Annotated in this window: 14 protein-coding genes; 7 read left to right on the top strand and 7 right to left on the bottom strand. The window is 68.2% G+C overall.

All coding sequences use genetic code 11. The annotated features are described in order from the left end of the window. Window positions 1-71: 71 nt before the first annotated feature. Window positions 72-1,349 (bottom strand): NTP/NDP exchange transporter, encoded by a 1,278-nt coding sequence (locus AB4083_RS13575; protein ID WP_441608473.1) that lies wholly within the window; start codon window positions 1,347-1,349, stop codon window positions 72-74. 131 nt (window positions 1,350-1,480) lie between these two features. On the opposite strand from AB4083_RS13575, the gene AB4083_RS13570 reads away from it, so the two are divergent. Then, entirely contained in the window at window positions 1,481-3,082 is a 1,602-nt protein-coding gene (locus tag AB4083_RS13570) for a GMC family oxidoreductase (protein WP_441608662.1), read from the top strand. A gap of 204 nt (window positions 3,083-3,286) precedes the next feature. Beyond that, a complete protein-coding gene (locus tag AB4083_RS13565; protein ID WP_441608472.1) occupies window positions 3,287-4,699 on the top strand; it encodes a serine hydrolase domain-containing protein in 1,413 nt (470 codons plus the stop codon). 138 nt (window positions 4,700-4,837) lie between these two features. Here AB4083_RS13565 and AB4083_RS13560 read toward each other — a convergent pair whose 3' ends face one another. From AB4083_RS13560 to gcvT, 4 genes are all read right to left on the bottom strand, one after another. Beyond that, window positions 4,838-5,869: an energy transducer TonB gene (locus tag AB4083_RS13560; protein ID WP_441608470.1), complete on the bottom strand. Its 1,032-nt coding sequence runs from the start codon at window positions 5,867-5,869 to the stop codon at window positions 4,838-4,840. Between the two features lie 352 nt (window positions 5,870-6,221). Next, complete coding sequence (gene metJ / locus AB4083_RS13555) at window positions 6,222-6,788, bottom strand: met regulon transcriptional regulator MetJ (protein ID WP_441608468.1); 567 nt, start codon at window positions 6,786-6,788, stop codon at window positions 6,222-6,224. Window positions 6,789-7,315: 527 nt separating this feature from the next. Next, entirely contained in the window at window positions 7,316-7,711 is a 396-nt protein-coding gene (gcvH, locus tag AB4083_RS13550; protein WP_441608467.1) for a glycine cleavage system protein GcvH, read from the bottom strand. A gap of 133 nt (window positions 7,712-7,844) precedes the next feature. After that, a complete protein-coding gene (gcvT, locus tag AB4083_RS13545; RefSeq protein WP_441608465.1) occupies window positions 7,845-8,945 on the bottom strand; it encodes a glycine cleavage system aminomethyltransferase GcvT in 1,101 nt (366 codons plus the stop codon). Between the two features lie 193 nt (window positions 8,946-9,138). Between gcvT and AB4083_RS13540 the strand changes: the two genes are divergently transcribed. From AB4083_RS13540 to AB4083_RS13525, 4 genes are read left to right on the top strand one after another with little or no spacing between them, the layout of a single operon-like run. Further along, on the top strand, window positions 9,139-10,284 hold the full coding sequence (locus AB4083_RS13540; RefSeq protein ID WP_441608464.1) for an MlaE family lipid ABC transporter permease subunit: 1,146 nt from the start codon (window positions 9,139-9,141) through the stop codon (window positions 10,282-10,284). Next, window positions 10,278-11,087 (top strand): ABC transporter ATP-binding protein, encoded by an 810-nt coding sequence (locus tag AB4083_RS13535; protein ID WP_441608660.1) that lies wholly within the window; start codon window positions 10,278-10,280, stop codon window positions 11,085-11,087. Before AB4083_RS13540 ends, AB4083_RS13535 begins: the two co-directional genes overlap by 7 nt. A 5-nt stretch (window positions 11,088-11,092) precedes the next feature. After that, complete coding sequence (locus AB4083_RS13530) at window positions 11,093-12,031, top strand: MlaD family protein (RefSeq protein ID WP_441608463.1); 939 nt, start codon at window positions 11,093-11,095, stop codon at window positions 12,029-12,031. Beyond that, window positions 12,028-12,681, top strand: coding sequence for an ABC-type transport auxiliary lipoprotein family protein (locus AB4083_RS13525; RefSeq protein WP_441608462.1), 654 nt, complete (start codon window positions 12,028-12,030; stop codon window positions 12,679-12,681). Before AB4083_RS13530 ends, AB4083_RS13525 begins: the two co-directional genes overlap by 4 nt. 4 nt (window positions 12,682-12,685) lie before the next feature. Here the strand turns inward: AB4083_RS13525 and AB4083_RS13520 are convergent, their stop codons facing one another. Then, window positions 12,686-13,315: an alpha-ketoglutarate-dependent dioxygenase AlkB family protein gene (locus AB4083_RS13520; protein ID WP_441608460.1), complete on the bottom strand. Its 630-nt coding sequence runs from the start codon at window positions 13,313-13,315 to the stop codon at window positions 12,686-12,688. Further along, entirely contained in the window at window positions 13,312-14,721 is a 1,410-nt protein-coding gene (locus tag AB4083_RS13515) for an amidase (RefSeq protein ID WP_441608458.1), read from the bottom strand. Before AB4083_RS13515 ends, AB4083_RS13520 begins: the two co-directional genes overlap by 4 nt. A 178-nt stretch (window positions 14,722-14,899) precedes the next feature. Here AB4083_RS13515 and AB4083_RS13510 point away from each other — a divergent pair, with 178 nt between their 5' ends. Further along, complete coding sequence (locus AB4083_RS13510) at window positions 14,900-16,501, top strand: electron transfer flavoprotein-ubiquinone oxidoreductase (protein ID WP_441608456.1); 1,602 nt, start codon at window positions 14,900-14,902, stop codon at window positions 16,499-16,501. Window positions 16,502-16,507: the final 6 nt, after the last annotated feature.

Below are 16,507 nucleotides of genomic sequence, written 5' to 3'. Positions count from 1 at the left end.
CAAAGCCGCGCACATCCCTGTGCGCTCCCCGCGTGCTCCCGAAGGGAGAAGGATTCACTCTTGAAAGGTTGTCAGGACTTTGCGGGCGCCTCCGGCGCCAGGTCCGGTGCGTGCCCGGCGCGGCGTGCGATCCACGCCGCCAGCACGGAGATGCCGACGCCGGCCGAGGCCATGCCCGACAGCGTCACGCCCAGCATGCCGAACAGATTGACGCCGCTGGTGACCAGCACGTCGCCGAAGCGCCACACCGCGGTCTCCACGAAGTTCTTGCCCTTGTAGCGCGTCTCGCGCGGCACGCGGGTGTACAGCGCGTCCTGCGCCGGCTTGGTCATGCCGTAGGCGAAGGCGCGCGAGCCGACCATGGTCACCGCCAGCATCGGCACCGCATAGCCGAACAGCGCGATCTGGCCGCTGCCGACCAGCGCCAGCCCCAGCAGCAGCAGCAGATTCACCAGCGCCGGCACCACCAGGCCCCAGCCGGCGCCGTGGCGCATCATCAGCCAGCGCGTGACGGTGAGCTGCAGCACCGCGCCGATGGCGTTGGTGTAGAGGTCGATGTCGTTGTAGAAGGCAGTGCGCGCCACTTTGTCGGCGATGTGCGCCTTGGTGTAGTCGGCCATCAGCGCATAGGCGAGCGTGCCGATGCCATCGCCCAGCAGCATCAGGATCGCCATGTAGCGCAGGAAAGGTCGCGACCACAGCTCCCTGATGCCGGCCCAGATCGAGCCGCCCAAGGGTTCGTCCGCGCCGGGTCCACGCTGCTGGCTGCCGGAGAGCAACAGCAGCAACGCCAGCGCCACCAGCAGGGTCGCCGCGGACACCACCAGCAACGGCGCCACGCCGATCGCCGTCACCAGCAGCTTGGTGATGACCGGGCCGGCGACCGCGCCGGCCATGCCGCCCAGCGCGATCAGCGAGAACACCTTGCGCGCGCTGGCGCTGTCGAAGATGTCCGCCATGAAGCTCCAGAACAGCGACACCACGAACAGGTTGAATACGCTGCCGAACACGTAGAACGCCATGCCCAGCGAGCGCGCGCCGATGCGGTCCTGCGCCATGAAGGCCGGCACGAAGGCGAGCAGGCACAGCGCGAAGAAGCAGTAGCTCCAGCTCAGCAGCTGCTTGCGCGGAAAGCGCGCCACCAGGATGCCGAACAGCGGCGTGAGCAACAGCATCACCAGCAGCACCGCGCCGTAGAACAGCGGCAGCGCCTGCGCCCCCACCGCGCCGCCGAGCTGGTCGCGCACCGGCCGGATGATGTAGTAGCCCGCCATCACGAAGAAGAACGCCAGGGCGGACAGCGCGGAAGCGCGGGCCTGCCCGGTCTCGGTAGGACGAGGTGAGTTCACCTGGGGACATCCTGCGTAGGTCGCGCGCAGACTAGCATGCGACCATGACGCGCCAGCGGCGGCCAGGCCTGGGACAAGGGGATGGGGACAAGGGGATGGGGACAAGGATGGGGACGTAGATGGGCAAGCGCATGGACTACGACTACGTCATCGTCGGCGGCGGTTCCGCCGGCTGCGTGCTGGCCAACCGGCTCAGCGCGCAGCCGGGCAAACGCGTGCTGCTGCTGGAAGCCGGGCCGCGCGATCTCAATCCACTGATCCACATGCCCGCCGGCATCGCCAAGCTGGTCGGCGACCAGCGCGGCCTGGCGCGCCTCTACGGCAGCCATCGCATCAACTGGGGCTACCGCACCGAACCCGAGCCGCAATTGCTGGGCCGCCGCCTGTGGTGGCCGCGCGGCAAGACGCTGGGCGGCTCCAGTTCGATCAATGCCATGTGCTACATCCGCGGCGTCGCCGCCGACTACGACGCCTGGGCGCAAGCCACCGGCGACGAGCGCTGGCGCTGGGACGCCGTGCTGCCGTGGTTCCTGCGCGGCGAGGACAACGCGCGCGGCGCCGGCCCCTGGCACGGCAGCGGCGGCCCGCTCGGCGTGGCCGACCTGCGCTTCCACAGCGAGCTGTCGGATGCCTTCGTCGAAGCCGGTGTCGCCGCCGGCTTCGAGCGCAACGCGGACTTCAACGGCGAACGGCAGGACGGCTTCGGCCTGTACCAGGTCACCCAGCGCGACGGCGCGCGCTGTTCGGCCGCGGCGGCGTATCTGCGCCCCGCCCTGCAGCGCGCCAACCTGGAAGTGCGCACCGGCGTGCTGGTACAGCGCGTGCTGATCGAACAAGGCCGCGCAGTGGGCGTGCAGGTCGGCGGCCAGCGCATCGAAGCCGGCGCGGTGATCCTCGCCGCCGGTGCGATCAACACGCCGCAATTGCTGATGCTGTCCGGCGTCGGCCCGGCGGATCATCTGCGCGAACGCGGCGTGCCGGTGGCGCTGGACCAGCCGCACGTTGGCGCCCATCTGCAGGATCACCTGGATATCTGCAGCGTGGTCGGCACCACCAGCCGCGCCACCTTCGACCATCTCAACGACGTGGCCGTGGCCTGGCGCTATGCGCGGCACCGCGACGGCATCGGCAGCTCCAATGCCGCCGAGGCCGGCGGCTTCGTGCGCAGCCGTTTCGCGCCGGACGCGCGCTGCGACATCCAGTTCCATTTCATCCCCGCGCAACTGGACGACCACGGCGCACGCGTCCTGCCCGGCCGCGGCTACACCGTGCATGCCTGCTATCTGCACCCGCGCAGCCGTGGGCGCCTGCGTTTGCGTTCGGTCGATCCGGCCGCGCCCATTGCCATCCACGCCAACTACCTGGGCGATGCGGAAGGCCACGACCTGAAGCTGATGATCGAAGCCGCGCGGCTGTCCCGCGAGATCCTGGCGCAGGCGCCGTTCGACGCGTTCCGCGGCGCGCCGGTGCAGCCGCCCCAGGAGTTGCGCACGGATGCGCAGTACGCGGACTTCATCCGCCGCCGCGCGGAGACCATTTATCACCCGGTGGGCACCTGCCGCATGGGGCGCGAGCACGAGGCGGTAGTGGACAGCGAGCTGCGCGTGTGGGGCCTGCCGGGCCTGCGCGTGGTGGATGCCTCGGTCATGCCCAGCCTCATCACGGGCAACACCAACACGCCGACCCTGATGCTGGCCGAGCGCGCCGCGGCGATGATGCTTGGCGAAAGCTGAGCACGGCCATCGTCGAGCCCGTCTGCGCACCCGTCCGCCGCGTGACCGGGGCCATGGCAGCTGGCTCGCGATCCGTTGTAGAGCGGCACGAAGTACACGACAATTGGAATGTCTAAAACCGGGACGGATCCCGCCGATAGCCTCAGGGAGCCCAGGTATTTCCCGTTTACGGCGCCCAGCGCGCCCATACGACGCCAGAGCAACATGCAGTTTCGCCATATCTTTCTGTTGATCGCCGGTGCGCTCGGCCTCGCCGGCAGTCCGCTCCCCGCCGAAGCCGCGTCCGCGCCGGCTCAGGCCAGCTCACCTCAGGCTCCCTTGCCGCAGGCCGTCCTGCCCACGCAGGTGACGCCGCCGCCGACCCAGCCGCAGGTATCCATGCAGAGCGCGAATCCCGCGCCGCAGCACCTGCCGGACGAGCGGATCAAGGCCACGCTGGCCGCCTACCAGGACTGGCTGCAGAAGCTCGACGAGCGCCACGCCGTCGCCGGCCTGGCCACCGCCATCGTGGTGGACAACAAGGTGGCCTACGAGCACACCATCGGCTACGCCAACGCCAGCACGCAGGAGCCGATCACGCCGGAAACGGTGTTCCGCCTCGCCTCGCTGTCCAAGGCGTTCGCCACCGCGGTGGCCGGCGTGCTGGTCAACGACGGACGCTTCAGCTGGGACACCAAGCTGGCCGACGTGCTGCCGTTCTTCAAGCTGAAGGACGCGGCGGCCGCCGAGAAGGCCACCGTGCGCGACATCCTCGGCCAGCGCCTGGGCCTGCCGCGCAACACCTACGACAACATGCTCGAAGGCGACGTGCCCTACGAAGAGCTGGTGCGCCGGCTCGACGAAGTGAAGATGACCTGCGGCGTCGGCCAGTGCTACGGCTACCAGAACGTGGCCTTCAGCATGATCGGCGACGTCATCTATGGCATGACCGGCGATTTCTTCTATCGCCAGGTCGACAAGCGCATCTTCTTCCCGCTCGGCATGAAGACCGCCAGCTACGGGCGCGAAGCGCTGGAGAACAGCGCGAGCTGGGCGCGGCCGCACCGCCCCGCCGGCGCCGGCACCTGGCGTCCGTTCGAACCGAAAGAGGCGTACTACCGCGTGGCCCCGGCCGCCGGCGTCAACGCCAGCCTGCGCGACATGGAGCAGTGGCTGATCGCGCAGATGGGCGGCCGCCCGGACGTGCTGCCGCCCAAGCTGCTGGAAACGCTGCACTCGCCGGAGGTGAGCACGCCGGTGGAACTGCGCTCCACCCCGTGGCGCCGCGAGCGCCTGACCGATGCTTCCTATGCGCTCGGCTGGCGCGTGTTCCAGTACGGCGGCGAGACGCTGATCTTCCACGCCGGTGCGGTCGAGGGTTACCGCACCATGATCGGCTTCTTCCCGAAGTACCGCACGGGGGTGGTGACCATGTGGAACTCCGCCAGCCCGATGCCGTCCGGACTGATGCCGATGGTGTTCGACAGCATGCTGGGCCTGGAACACGTGGACTGGGCCGGGGTGGAAAGCGATGCACCGGTGGTGGCGACCACCAGGTCCTCGGCGAAAGGCAAGCTCAAGGCGCGCAAGAGCGGCGGCACCAAGGCGGCATCGAGCAAGCGCGGGCACCGGCGCTGAGCCGCCGGCCAGGCATCCGCAGCAAGGCGCCCTGGTGGCGCCTTTTTGTTGGGCGCGATGACGGCCCTGGCCCGCGCAAACAAAAAAGGCGCCGCGATGCGGCGCCTCTCTCGTCTGCTCCATCGAACGGCCGCAGCCTTACAGCTTGAACTCGATGCGCTGGCGCTTGGACGAAGCCACCGGCGTGCCGTCCTGGGTCGCCGGCTGGTACTTCCAGCGGCTTACCGCGTCGATCGCCGCGCGGTCGAACACGTGGCGCGGCTGTGCGTCGACCACCTTCACGTCGCTGACGTCGCCGCCGGTCGTGATGGTGAAGGCCAACTCCACCCAGCCTTCCTGGTTGGAACGCATCGCCGCGGTCGGATAACGCGGCGCGGTGTTCTTCACCAGCACCGCCGCGTGCGTCGCCGCATCGGCCGGCGCAGCGGCCGACGGCGTCGCCGTCTGCGGCTGGCGCGTGGCCTCGGCCTGCTGTTGCTGCGCCTGGCGCGCCTGCTGCGCCACGCGTGCCTGCTCGGCGGCGGCCTGCTGGGTCTTCAGTTCGGTCTGGCGATCGGCTTCCACCTTGTCGGCGGCGACCTTCTGGGCAGCCAACTGCGCCTGCTTCTCCTTGTCCGCGGCCAACTGCTGTTCGCGGTCCAGCAGCTTGCGCTGGGCGTCCAGCTTCGAGCGCAGGATGGTCAACGTGTAGTTGGCCGGATCGGCCTTGGCGAGCAGGTCGATCTGGCGCTGCGCATCGTTGAAGTCGCGCTGGTTGATGGCCTGCTCGGCCGCATTGGCGGCGAACGGGAAGGTCTCGCGCAGCGCGTCGGTGGCCACCTGGTTGCCGGGCTGCTTCTGCAGCACCTTCTGGTAGAACTCGAACGCATTGTTGCCGGCGGGCGCGAGCAGGCGCTGCTCGTTGATCGCGCGGCGGGCTTCGGAAAGCAGCTGATTGAGGCTCATCGCCTCGACGTTCGCCGGTGGCGGTGCGGCTGCCTGTCCGGCGGCGGTGACCGGCGTGGATGGATGGCCGCCGTTATCGGCCTGCATCAGGTCCTGATGCGGCTTGATGATGAGGAACCAGGCCGCTGCCGCCAACACGACAACAACCACCAGTACGGCTATGACAATGGGCTGGACAGCCCCGCGCGCGTGCGTGCGCGCATGACGTATGTATCGGGTATCCATGGTCTCTCGCTGAGTGTCATCAGATACCCGCGCTGTTTCCCCCTGTGTACCCAGGAGCGGCGGACCCCCCGGCCTGCCGCGGCGCGGATACGCGAAAGGTAACCGCAATGCAGCACTACGGCAAATCGCGCTTAATTTCACGGTGGCAGACGGGGGAATGCGCTAGCAGGGGGCGGTGAGACGGGGACGGAAAACGGACGTCCGGACCCCATGAGCGTTCAACCCCGCATTTTCATACCCCTGAAACGAAGCGTCCCGGCACGGAGGCCGGGACGAAACTTTTTCGAAGTGCCCCCCCCTGCGCTGGGCACCGCAGGGAGAGAAAATCGAGTTAAAGCTTTTTTAGTAGGGCTTACTTCTTGGCAGCCTTGGGCTTGGCCGTCTTGGTGGCCTTGACCACCTTGGCAGCGGCAGCCTTCTTCACGGTGCGCTTCTTGGCAACTTTCTTAGCGACCTTCTTGGCAGCCTTCTTGGCAACCTTCTTCACGGCGACCTTCTTGACGGACGCCTTCTTGGCAGCGGCCGGGCGCTTGCGGGCGGCGGCCTTCTTTGCAGTCTTCTTGACGGCCTTCTTGGCGGCCGGCTTCTTCGCGACCGGACGCTTGGTAGCGGCCTTCTTCGCGGTGGTCTTCTTGGCAGCCTTCTTGGCGGCCGGTTTCTTCGCAGCTTTCTTGGCAGTGGCCATAGTTCGTCTCAGCTCCTCATCAGTTGGCAGTGGTTGCCCAGTAAAAGCATGTAGGAACGCCTCAACCAGCAGATCGCTGTTGGTGGCGTGCCTTAAATTGTTCACTTGACGACGGGTACGTTCGTCCGACAGCAGCCGCAAAACGTGGACCGGAATGGAGACGGTGATCTTGCGTACCGCCCCGGCTTTCTCGCCGTGTTCCACATACGGCTTGATGAACTTCGATGGTGCCATAACGCCTGTTCCCCGTTATCTGGTGCGAAAACTATTCCCGATTATTTCGGCTGTCAATTGATTTCAACCGGGAAATCAATCCGACCGACCTCTCCCATCCGCCCCGGAAGCCCTGTCCCACAAGGCTCCACGGGGTCGAAGAGGATAATCTGTTTGGACGTCCATACGGCCATACGAGAAAATCGGAAAAAATCAAAAACCGGCTTAAATCCCGCATAAAACGCGCTATTCCGTGCCACTCGCTCATAATCGCGTGAGCGAATCAAGCTGAACGTCTAACCCCTTGGCAAGCAAGGGCTTAGACCCCTCGCCGGCACCTTTTCGGGTGGATGAACGAATTTCAACCGGAGGCCCCTCGGCGACCCGTCCGACCCGCCCAAGGGCGTCTTCCGACCCTCGCATCGGGTCGCGACGACCGGATGCGGTGCTCGCTCGAGCTGCCGTTCGGAGTTGCTCGCGCGACCTGCTTCCTACAAACCGACGGCCGCTTGCGCGGCCGTCGTTCGATCCACTTTCGCACGTGGCGATCAGTGGTCTTCGTTCTCCAGCTGCTCGGCGTACGCGTCCGCGTCGAGCAGTTCATCGAGCTCGGCGCGATCGCTCGGCTTGACCACGAACAGCCAGCCTTCGCCGTAGGCATCTTCGTTGATCGTCTCGGGCGAGTCGGCCAGCGCCTCGTTGACCTCGACGATCTCGCCGGACACCGGCGTGTAGATGTCGGAAGCGGCCTTGACCGATTCCACCGTGGCCACGCCGTGGCCGACCTGCACGCTGGCGCCGATCTCCGGCAGCTCCACGTACACCACGTCGCCGAGCTGGCCCTGGGCGTGGTCGGAGATGCCGACGCGGACGTTGCCGTTGTCTTCGGCGCGAGCCCACTCGTGGGACTTGAGGAATTTCAGATCGCCGGGAATCTCGCTCATGATCGGGTCCAGTCCTGGGTTGAAGGATGTCGGGTGAGTAGGGGTAACACGATGCGCGGCATTCTAAGCCGCTTCGCCGGAAGGGCAAACCCTTGCCGGGCAGCCCTTGCCGGATAGATCAGCGAGCGACAGCTCAGATGCCTTCGCAGGGCTTGCCGTCGCGCACGAACGGATACTTCACCACGCGCACCGGCATCTCGCGGCCGCGGATGTCCACCCGCACATGGCCCGGCTCGCCGGCCGGAATGCGCGCGAACGCCACCGCCTTGTTGAGGGTCGGCGCGAAGCTGCCGGACAGGATCTCGCCCTCGCCGTTGGCGGTGAGCACCTTCTGGCCGTGGCGCAGCACGCCCTTCTCGTCCAGCACCAGGCCGACCATCACCCGCTGCACGCCGGCGGCCTTCTGCGCCTCCAGCGCCTTGCGGCCGATGAAGTCGCGGCCCTCGTCCAGCGCGATGGTCCAGCCGAGGTTGGCCTCCCACGGGCTGACGGTCTCGTCCATGTCCTGGCCGTAGAGATTCATGCCGGCCTCCAGGCGCAGCGTGTCGCGCGCGCCCAGGCCCGCCGGCTTCACGCCCACCGCAGCCAACGCTTCCCATAGCGCGACGGCGTGGTCTTCCGGCACCAGGATCTCGAAGCCGTCTTCGCCGGTGTAGCCGGTGCGGGCGATGAACAGCGGCATGCCGTGCGGACCCTGCGCCGCCGCGGCGACGAACTTGCCGAGCTTGCGGATGCGCTCGCGGTCCACCTCGTGCAGCAGGCCGATCACCTTGTCGCGGGCGTTCGGGCCCTGCACGGCGATCATGGAGAAGTCCGGCCGCTCCTTGACCTCGACGCCGAACGCCTTGGCCTGCTGTTCGATCCAGGCCAGGTCCTTGGCGCGGGTGGCCGCGTTCACCACCAGGCGGAAGTGGCGGTCGTCGAAGAAATACACGATGAGGTCGTCGATCACCCCCGCCTGCTCGTCCAGCATGCAGGAATACAGCGCCTTGCCCTGGACCTTCAGCTTGTCGACGCTGTTGGCCAGCAGGTGGCGCAGGAACTCCCGGGTGCGCTCGCCGTGCAGGTCGACCACGGTCATGTGCGAGACGTCGAACATGCCGGCGTCCTGGCGCACCGCGTGGTGCTCCTCAATCTGCGAGCCGTAGTTGATGGGCATGTCCCAGCCGCCGAAGTCGACCATGCGCGCGCCGAGCGCGCGGTGGGTGGCATTGAGTACGGTCTTCTCGGTCATCGAAAGTGCGCCTGGGGAAAAGCCGCATTATCGCCGGGCGCCGTGCCGCATTCCAAGCCGCGGCGATGCTGCGATGCGGCGGCAGGTACGCAGCCGCATGGACGTCCGAGACGATTTCGCAGCTCTCCCGTACGCGGCTGCTTCACGGCGCCGCGCATACAAAACACGGCGCTGCCCTATAAGATCGCCCTTCATGAGCCCATCGCCCGCGACAGGAAGCGCCGACCTGGATGCCAGCTCGCAACCGCCGCGGCTGCGCGTCGCCGGTGCCTGGACCCTGGCGCATTACGCCGAACTCGAACGCCGCGTGGACGCTTTCGCCACCCCGCTGCCGCAGGGCACGCAGATCGACCTGGCCGGCCTGGCCGCACTGGATACCGCCGGCGCCTCGCTGCTGGTGCGCCTGCTCGGCACCGACCGCGTCGCCGAACTGGCGCAGGCCGACGGACTCCCGCCCGCGCGGCGCGCGCTGCTCGACACGGTGGGCAAGGCGCTCGATGCCTATCGCACGCCGAACAAAGTCCGCCGCCACCGCTCCGCCGTCACCGAAGTGCTGGCGCGCATCGGCCGCGCGATGGACAGCGTGTGGCGCCAGCAGCTGCAGTTGCTGGGCTTTATCGGCCTGACCCTGGAAGCGCTGGCGCGCGGCCTGCCGCATCCGCGCCGCTGGCGCGTCACCTCGCTGGTGGCTCATGTGGAGCAGACCGGCCTGGACGCGGTGCCGATCGTGGCCCTGCTCACCTTCATGGTCGGCGCGGTGGTGGCCTTCCTCGGCTCGACCGTGCTGGCCGACTTCGGCGCCACCATCTATACGGTCGACCTGATCGCGTTTTCCTTCCTGCGCGAATTCGGCGTGCTGCTCACTGCGATCCTGATGGCCGGCCGCACCGCCAGCGCCTTTACCGCGCAGATCGGCTCGATGAAGGCCAATGAAGAAATCGACGCGATCCGCGCGCTCGGCCTGGACCCGGTGGAACTGCTGGTGCTGCCGCGCGTGCTGGCCCTGCTGGTGTCGCTGCCGATGCTCACCTTCCTGGCGATGATCTCCGGCCTGGCCGGTGGCGCGGTGGTGTGCGCGCTGACCCTGGACATCTCGCCGACCATGTTCATCACCCTGTTCAAGGCCGATATCGGCGTCCACCACTTCCTGGTCGGCCTGTCCAAGGCGCCGATCTTCGCCTTTCTGATCGCGGTGATCGGCTGCCTGGAAGGCTTCAAGGTCAGCGGTAGCGCGCAGTCGGTGGGCGAGCACACCACCTCCAGCGTGGTCCAGTCGATCTTCGTGGTGATCCTGCTGGACGCGGTGGCCGCGCTGTTCTTCATGGAGATGAACTGGTGAACGCGGTCGCGCAAGAACGCACGGCGCAGGAGGACGTGATCCAGGTCCGCGACCTGGTCAACCGCTTCGGCGCGCAGGCCGTGCACGAGCAGCTGGACCTGGACGTGCGCCGCGGCGAGATCCTCGGCGTGGTCGGCGGCTCGGGCACCGGCAAGTCGGTCCTGCTGCGCACCATCGTCGGCTTGCGCCGGCCCACCTCCGGCCAGGTGCAGGTGTTCGGGCAAGACTTGCTGCGGCTGCCGCCGGAACAGCGCTCGCGCATCGAGCGGCGCTTCGGCGTGCTGTTCCAGAACGGCGCGCTGTTCTCCTCGCAGAATGTGGTGGAGAACATCGCCATGCCGCTGATCGAGCACGCGGGGCTGAAGCGGCCGGAAGCCGAATCGCTCGGCGCGGTGAAGCTGGCCCTGGCCGGCCTGCCGCAAGGCACCGAGCACAAATACCCGTCCGAGCTTTCCGGCGGCATGGTCAAGCGCGCGGCGCTGGCCCGTGCGCTGGCGCTGGATCCGGAGATCCTGTTCCTGGACGAACCCACGGCCGGCCTGGACCCGATCAGCGCCGCCGCGTTCGACCAGCTGATCCTGACTTTGCGCGATGCGCTCGGCCTCACCGTGTTCCTGGTCACCCACGACCTGGACACGCTCTACACCATCTGCGACCGCGTCGCCGTGCTGTCGCAGAAGAAGGTGCTGGTGTGCGACCGGCTCGAGGTGGTCGCGCAGAATGAGGACCCGTGGGTCCAGTCGTACTTCCACGGCCCACGCGGCCGCGCGGCGCTCGACGCCGCGGAAAAGACCAAGAGGTGATCGAGATGGAAACCCGCGCCCATCATGTGCTGATCGGCCTGTTCACGGTGATCGTGGTGGCCGCCGCGCTGCTGTTCGGGCTGTGGCTGGCCAAGTCCAGCACCGACCGGCAGTTCGCCGAATACCAGGTGGTCTTCAACGAGGCGGTCAGCGGCCTCTCGCAAGGCAGCGCGGTGCAATACAACGGCATCAAGGTCGGCGACGTCGCCCAGCTCAAGCTCGACCCGCAGGACCCGCGCCGCGTGCTGGCGCGCATCCGCCTGGGCGCCGACACGCCGATCAAGCAGGACACCCACGCCAAGCTCGCGCTCACCGGCGTCACCGGCATGGCGGTGATCCAGCTCAGCGGCGGTTCGCCGGGCAGCCCCGCGCTGGCCTCGCCCGGCGGCGAGATGCCGGTGATCGTGGCCGACCCTTCGCCGCTCAGCAAACTGCTGTCCAACGGCGAGGATGTGATGACCAATATCAACGACGTGGTCTCGCGCGCCAGCCAGCTGATGTCGGACGAGAACGTGGCGCGCATCAGCCGCACCCTGGATCACCTGGACAAGACCACCGGCGCCGTGGCCGACCAGCGCGACGATATCCGCGCCCTGCTCAGCCAGCTGGCCCTGGCCAGCAAGCAGGCCACCGCCACCTTGGAACAGACCGAGCAGCTGGCGCGCAGCGCCAACGGCCTGGTCGACCAGCAGGGCCGCGCCACGCTGGACAGCGCGCGCAATGCGATGGCCTCGCTGGAGCGCTCCACCGCGTCGATCGACCGCCTGCTCAACGACAACCGCGCCGCGCTCGACGGCGGCATGCAGGGCTTGAGCGAACTGGGCCCGGCCGTGCGCGAACTGCGCGATGCCGCCGGTTCGCTGCGCGGCATCACCCGCAAGTTCGACGACAACCCGGCCGGCTTCCTGCTCGGCCGCGACCGCAGCAAGGAGTTCGTGCCATGACGCGTGCCATCACGCATGCCATGAAGCGTGCCATGAAAACCGCCGCCCGCCGCGCCCTGCTGCTGGCGGCCATGCTCGCCAGCGCCGCCTGCTCGGTGCTGCCCAAGGCCGAATCGCCGAATATCTACCGGCTGCCTGCCGCACCCCTGCCGCAGGCGCAGGCCGGCGCAGTGAACTGGTCGCTGCGGGTCGATACGCCACAGGCCGAGCGCATGCTCGACAGCGCGCGCATCGCCGTGCTCCCCGCCGGCGACGTGGTCAGCGTGTACCAGGGCGCGCGCTGGAGCGACCGCGTGCCGGTGCTGCTGCGCAACCGCCTGCTCGAAGGCTTCCGCAACGACGGCCGCGTCACCGCACTGAGCAGCGACGACAGCAATCTGCAGGCGGACTACGTGCTCAGCGCCGACCTCACCGCGTTCCAATCCGAATACCGCGGCAAGGACGCGGTGGTCGTACTGCGCTACGACGCGCGGCTGGTGCGCAACAGCGGCCTGAAGATCGTCGCCGCGCGCCGCTTCGAGGTCACCCAGCCAGTGAACGGCACCGCGGTGCCGCAGGTGGTCGCGGCGTTTGGCCAGGCCGGCGATGCGCTGGCGGCGCAGGTGGTGAGCTGGACGCTGGAACAGCGCGCGTCGGCCGCGCGCGACTGACGCCTCAGCGGCGCGCGTCGACGCTCGATTCGATCCATCGGAAAGTAAGGTTGATGCGCGGCCCGACGGCCGCGCTCGTCCTGGGCAGCGAGTGCTGGTAATGCCGCTGCATATCACCCGCCATGCATAGCAAGCTGCCATGCGGCAGTTCCAGTCCACGCACCTCGCGCTTGCCTGCGCCCTTGGCTCGCGGACGCAGGCAGAAGCGCCGCTCCGCACCCAGGCTGACCGAAGCGATCACCGGCCGCGGCCCCAGCTCCGCCTCGTCGTCGCTATGCCAGCCCATCGCATCGCGCCCGTCGCGATAGAGATTGGCCAGCACGCTGTTGAAGCGCGCCCCGCAGGCCTGCTGCACGCGCCAGCGCAGCGAGGCCAGCGCCTCGGTCCAGGGATGCGGCTCGAAGCGGGTGCGCGAATAGACATAGGTGGCGTCGGCATCGCCGATCCAGCAGCTCAGGCGCGGTGAATCCACCTCGCGCCCGAAGATGCGGATGCGGTGCACCTCCCACGCGATCGAGCGCTGCAACTCCTCGAACAAGGCGTCGGCCTCGTCCGGCGCCAGCCAATGCGGCAGCAGGCGCAGCTGCGCATCGGGCAGCGGGATCGCCTGCCACTGCTCGGCAAAGAGACTCATGCCAGCGGACGCGGCTCCACCGGATACACCGGCTCCGCGTCCAGCGTCGCCGCGCACACCTCGGCCAGCTCCAGCAGGCGCAGATCCGAACCGCGCGCACCGACCAGCTGCATGCCCACCGGCATGCCGTCCGGCAAGGTGCCCATCGGGATGCTCACCGCCGGGCAACCGGCCAGGCTGGCGAAGCTGGTCAGGTCCGCCTGCGAATCCGGCACCGCGCCGCCCAGCGGGAACGCACCCTGCGGCGTGGTCGGCAGCACCAGCACGTCGACCTGGGCGAACAGGCGGCGCATCTTCAGCGTGGCCGCGTCCAGCACGCGGTCGGCGATGGCGTAGTCGGCGGCGCTCTTGGTGGCCGCGTAGGAAAGCATGCGGCGGAAACGCTCCGACGGCGGATGCTCGGCGTCCTCCAGGTCGGCGCCGAAGGTGCTCAGCATCTCCGCCTCCATCAGGAACAGGCCGGCGCGGCGCGTGCGGGCAAAGTCCCAGTCGCTGAAGTCCACCGCGCGGCGCTCGCCCAGTTCGCGCGGCAGGCGCGACAACGCATCTTCGAACACATCGATCACCGCCGGCTCCACGCCGACCGCCGCCAGGTCCGGCAGCAGGCCGCAGCGCAGGTTGCCCGGCTCCCAGTCCGGCGGCGCGAACGCCACGCGGCGGCGGCGCGAGCGCGCGTCGTCGGCGTCGTAACCGGCCAGCACCTGCAGCAGCACGGTCAGGTCGTTGGCGCTGCGCGCGAGCAGGCCGACGGCATCGAGCCGCCGCGCAGCGGGCACCAGGCCGCGCGCGGAGATCTCGCCGTGGGTGGGTTTCAACGCATACACGCCGCAATAGCTGGCGGGGATGCGGATCGAGCCGAGGCTGTCCGAACCGATCGCCGCCACCGCCAGGCCCGACGCCACCGCCGCGGCCGCGCCGCCGGAGGAACCGCCGGCGGTGTAGCCATGCCGATGCGGGTTGTGGGTGGGGCCGTAGTGCGGATTGTCGGTGGCCGCGCCGAGCGCGCCCTCGTCCATATTGGTCTTGCCCAGCAGCACCGCGCCCGAGGCGCGCAGGCGCGCCACCGCATGCGCATCACCGGACGCCGGCTGCGTGCGCCCGGGCAGGCCTGCCCGCGTGGCCCAGCCGGCCACGTCGAAATTGTCCTTGATCGCCACCGGCAGGCCGTCGAGCCGGCCCAGCACGCCATCGCGGCGGCGATGCTGCGCGGCCGTGGCCTGTTCCCGCAGCAGGCCCGGGCTCAGCCCCACGAAGGCGTTGAGCTGGGGATTGAGCCGTTCGATGGCTTCCTGGTAGACCTCGGCCAGCCCCTCCGGGTGGACCCGCCCGGCGGCAAGCCAGTGCAGCAATTGGCAAAGAGTGGCGCGACGCAGGTCACGGTCGGAGATCGGCGGCAGTTGATTCATGAAGTCTCCCTGGTGTCGGGATCGATTATCGATGGCGTGGGTTAAGCGTTTGCAAGCGGTGCTGCACCATGCGTTGCCGCACAGTGCACGAAACCGGACAATGGCGCGCTGAGGTGGCCCCGGTCACCTCGCCGCAGCCAGCGAACCACCAGCCAGCCAGAACCTTCCGGAGCGACCGATGAGCGAACGCGAAATCATGGAATACGACGTCGTCGTCGTGGGCGCAGGCCCCGCCGGCCTGTCGTTCGCGATCCGGCTCAAGCAGCTCAAGCCCGACGTCACCGTATGCGTGATCGAGAAGGCCTCGACCATCGGCGCGCAGATCCTGTCCGGCGCGGTGATCGAGCCGCAGCCACTGGATGCCCTGCTGCCCGGCTGGCGCGACAACCCGCCGCCGATCTGCGTGCAGGCCATCGAAGACGAGTTCTGGCTGCTGAGCAAGACCGGCCACCGCAGCCTGCCGATCCCGCCCGGCATGCACAACAAGGGCAACTTCATCGTCTCGCTGGGCGCCATGTGCGCGTGGCTGGCGCCGCAGGCCGAAGCGCTGGGCGTGGACGTATTCCCCGGCTTCGCCGCCGCGGACAACATCTATGACGAGAACGGCGCCGTCGCCGGCGTGCGCATCGGCGACATGGGCGTGGCGAAGGACGGCTCGCACAAGAGCGGCTACACCCAGGGCATCGACATCAAGGCCAAGGTCACCGTGCTGGCCGAAGGCGCGCGCGGCAGCCTGAGCAAGCAGCTGATCAAGCGTTTCGAGCTGGACAAGCACAGCGACCCGCAGGGCTATTCGATCGGCATCAAGGAGCTGTGGCAGCTGCCCGCCGGCCGCGTCACGCCGGGCAAGATCGTGCACAGCTTCGGCTGGCCGGCCGACAGCCACACCTACGGCGGCAGCTTCCTGTACCACCTGGACAAGGACCGCGTGGCGCTGGGCTATGTCAGCGGCCTGGACTACAGCGACCCGAACTACCAGCCGTGGGAAGCCTTCCAGCAATGGAAGAACCACCCGTCGATGCGGCCGCTGCTGGAAGGCGGCAGCATTCTTTCGGCCGGCGCGCGCGCCATCGTCACCGGCGGCTGGCAGTCGCTGCCCAAGCTGGAGATGCCCGGCGCCCTGCTGATCGGCGACACCGCCGGTCTGCTCAACGTGCCGAAGATCAAGGGCACGCACCAGGCGATCAAGAGCGGCATGCTGGCCGCCGAGCACCTGGCCGCGAACGAACTGAACCCGGCCGGCTTCGACGCCAGGCTGCGCGGTTCGGACGTGATGGCGGAGCTGAAGAAAGTCCGCAACATCAAGCCCGCCTTCAAGAAAGGCCTGTGGTTCGGCATGCTCAACGCGGCCTGGGAAACGGTCACCGGCGGCGCCTCGCCGTGGACGCTGAAAAACAAGGCGGACTGGTCGTCCCTGCACAAGCTCGGCCAGCAAGAAGAACCGAAGCGCGACTACATCCAGCGCGAACTGCCGCCGCGCGACCGCCTGGCCGGCGTGTACTTCGCCGCCACCGAGCACGACGAAGACCAGCCGGTGCACCTGCACGTGGCCGACACTTCGATCTGCGTGACCAAGTGCGCCGAGGAATACGGCAATCCCTGCCAGCGCTTCTGCCCCGCCAACGTCTACGAGATCGTGCAGGACGAAGCCGGCAAGCGGCTGCAGATCAACGCCGCCAACTGCGTGCACTGCAAGACCTGCGACATCAAGGACCCGTACCAGATCATCAACTGGGTGACGCCCGAGGGCGGTTCGGGCCCGAACTACCAGAACCTCTGAGCGGAC

Origin of the sequence: Dyella sp. 2RAB6, from assembly GCF_052115385.1 — a bacterium.
Taxonomy (GTDB): Bacteria; Pseudomonadota; Gammaproteobacteria; order Xanthomonadales; family Rhodanobacteraceae; genus Dyella_D.
Note: the sequence above shows the minus strand (reverse complement) of the source record. Positions and strands in the feature narration are given on the sequence as shown.

Bases quoted from the DNA above. Each gene is read 5' to 3' on its own strand.
- AB4083_RS13570 (WP_441608662.1), top strand. From the start codon at position 1,481: ATGGACTACGACTACGTCATCGTCGGCGGCGGTTCCGCCGGCTGCGTG.
- AB4083_RS13565 (WP_441608472.1), top strand. From the start codon at position 3,287: ATGCAGTTTCGCCATATCTTTCTGTTGATCGCCGGTGCGCTCGGCCTC.
- AB4083_RS13560 (WP_441608470.1), bottom strand. From the start codon at position 5,869: ATGGATACCCGATACATACGTCATGCGCGCACGCACGCGCGCGGGGCT.
- metJ (WP_441608468.1), bottom strand. From the start codon at position 6,788: ATGGCACCATCGAAGTTCATCAAGCCGTATGTGGAACACGGCGAGAAA.
- gcvH (WP_441608467.1), bottom strand. From the start codon at position 7,711: ATGAGCGAGATTCCCGGCGATCTGAAATTCCTCAAGTCCCACGAGTGG.
- gcvT (WP_441608465.1), bottom strand. From the start codon at position 8,945: ATGACCGAGAAGACCGTACTCAATGCCACCCACCGCGCGCTCGGCGCG.
- AB4083_RS13540 (WP_441608464.1), top strand. From the start codon at position 9,139: ATGAGCCCATCGCCCGCGACAGGAAGCGCCGACCTGGATGCCAGCTCG.
- AB4083_RS13530 (WP_441608463.1), top strand. From the start codon at position 11,093: ATGGAAACCCGCGCCCATCATGTGCTGATCGGCCTGTTCACGGTGATC.
- AB4083_RS13525 (WP_441608462.1), top strand. From the start codon at position 12,028: ATGACGCGTGCCATCACGCATGCCATGAAGCGTGCCATGAAAACCGCC.
- AB4083_RS13520 (WP_441608460.1), bottom strand. From the start codon at position 13,315: ATGAGTCTCTTTGCCGAGCAGTGGCAGGCGATCCCGCTGCCCGATGCG.
- AB4083_RS13515 (WP_441608458.1), bottom strand. From the start codon at position 14,721: ATGAATCAACTGCCGCCGATCTCCGACCGTGACCTGCGTCGCGCCACT.
- AB4083_RS13510 (WP_441608456.1), top strand. From the start codon at position 14,900: ATGAGCGAACGCGAAATCATGGAATACGACGTCGTCGTCGTGGGCGCA.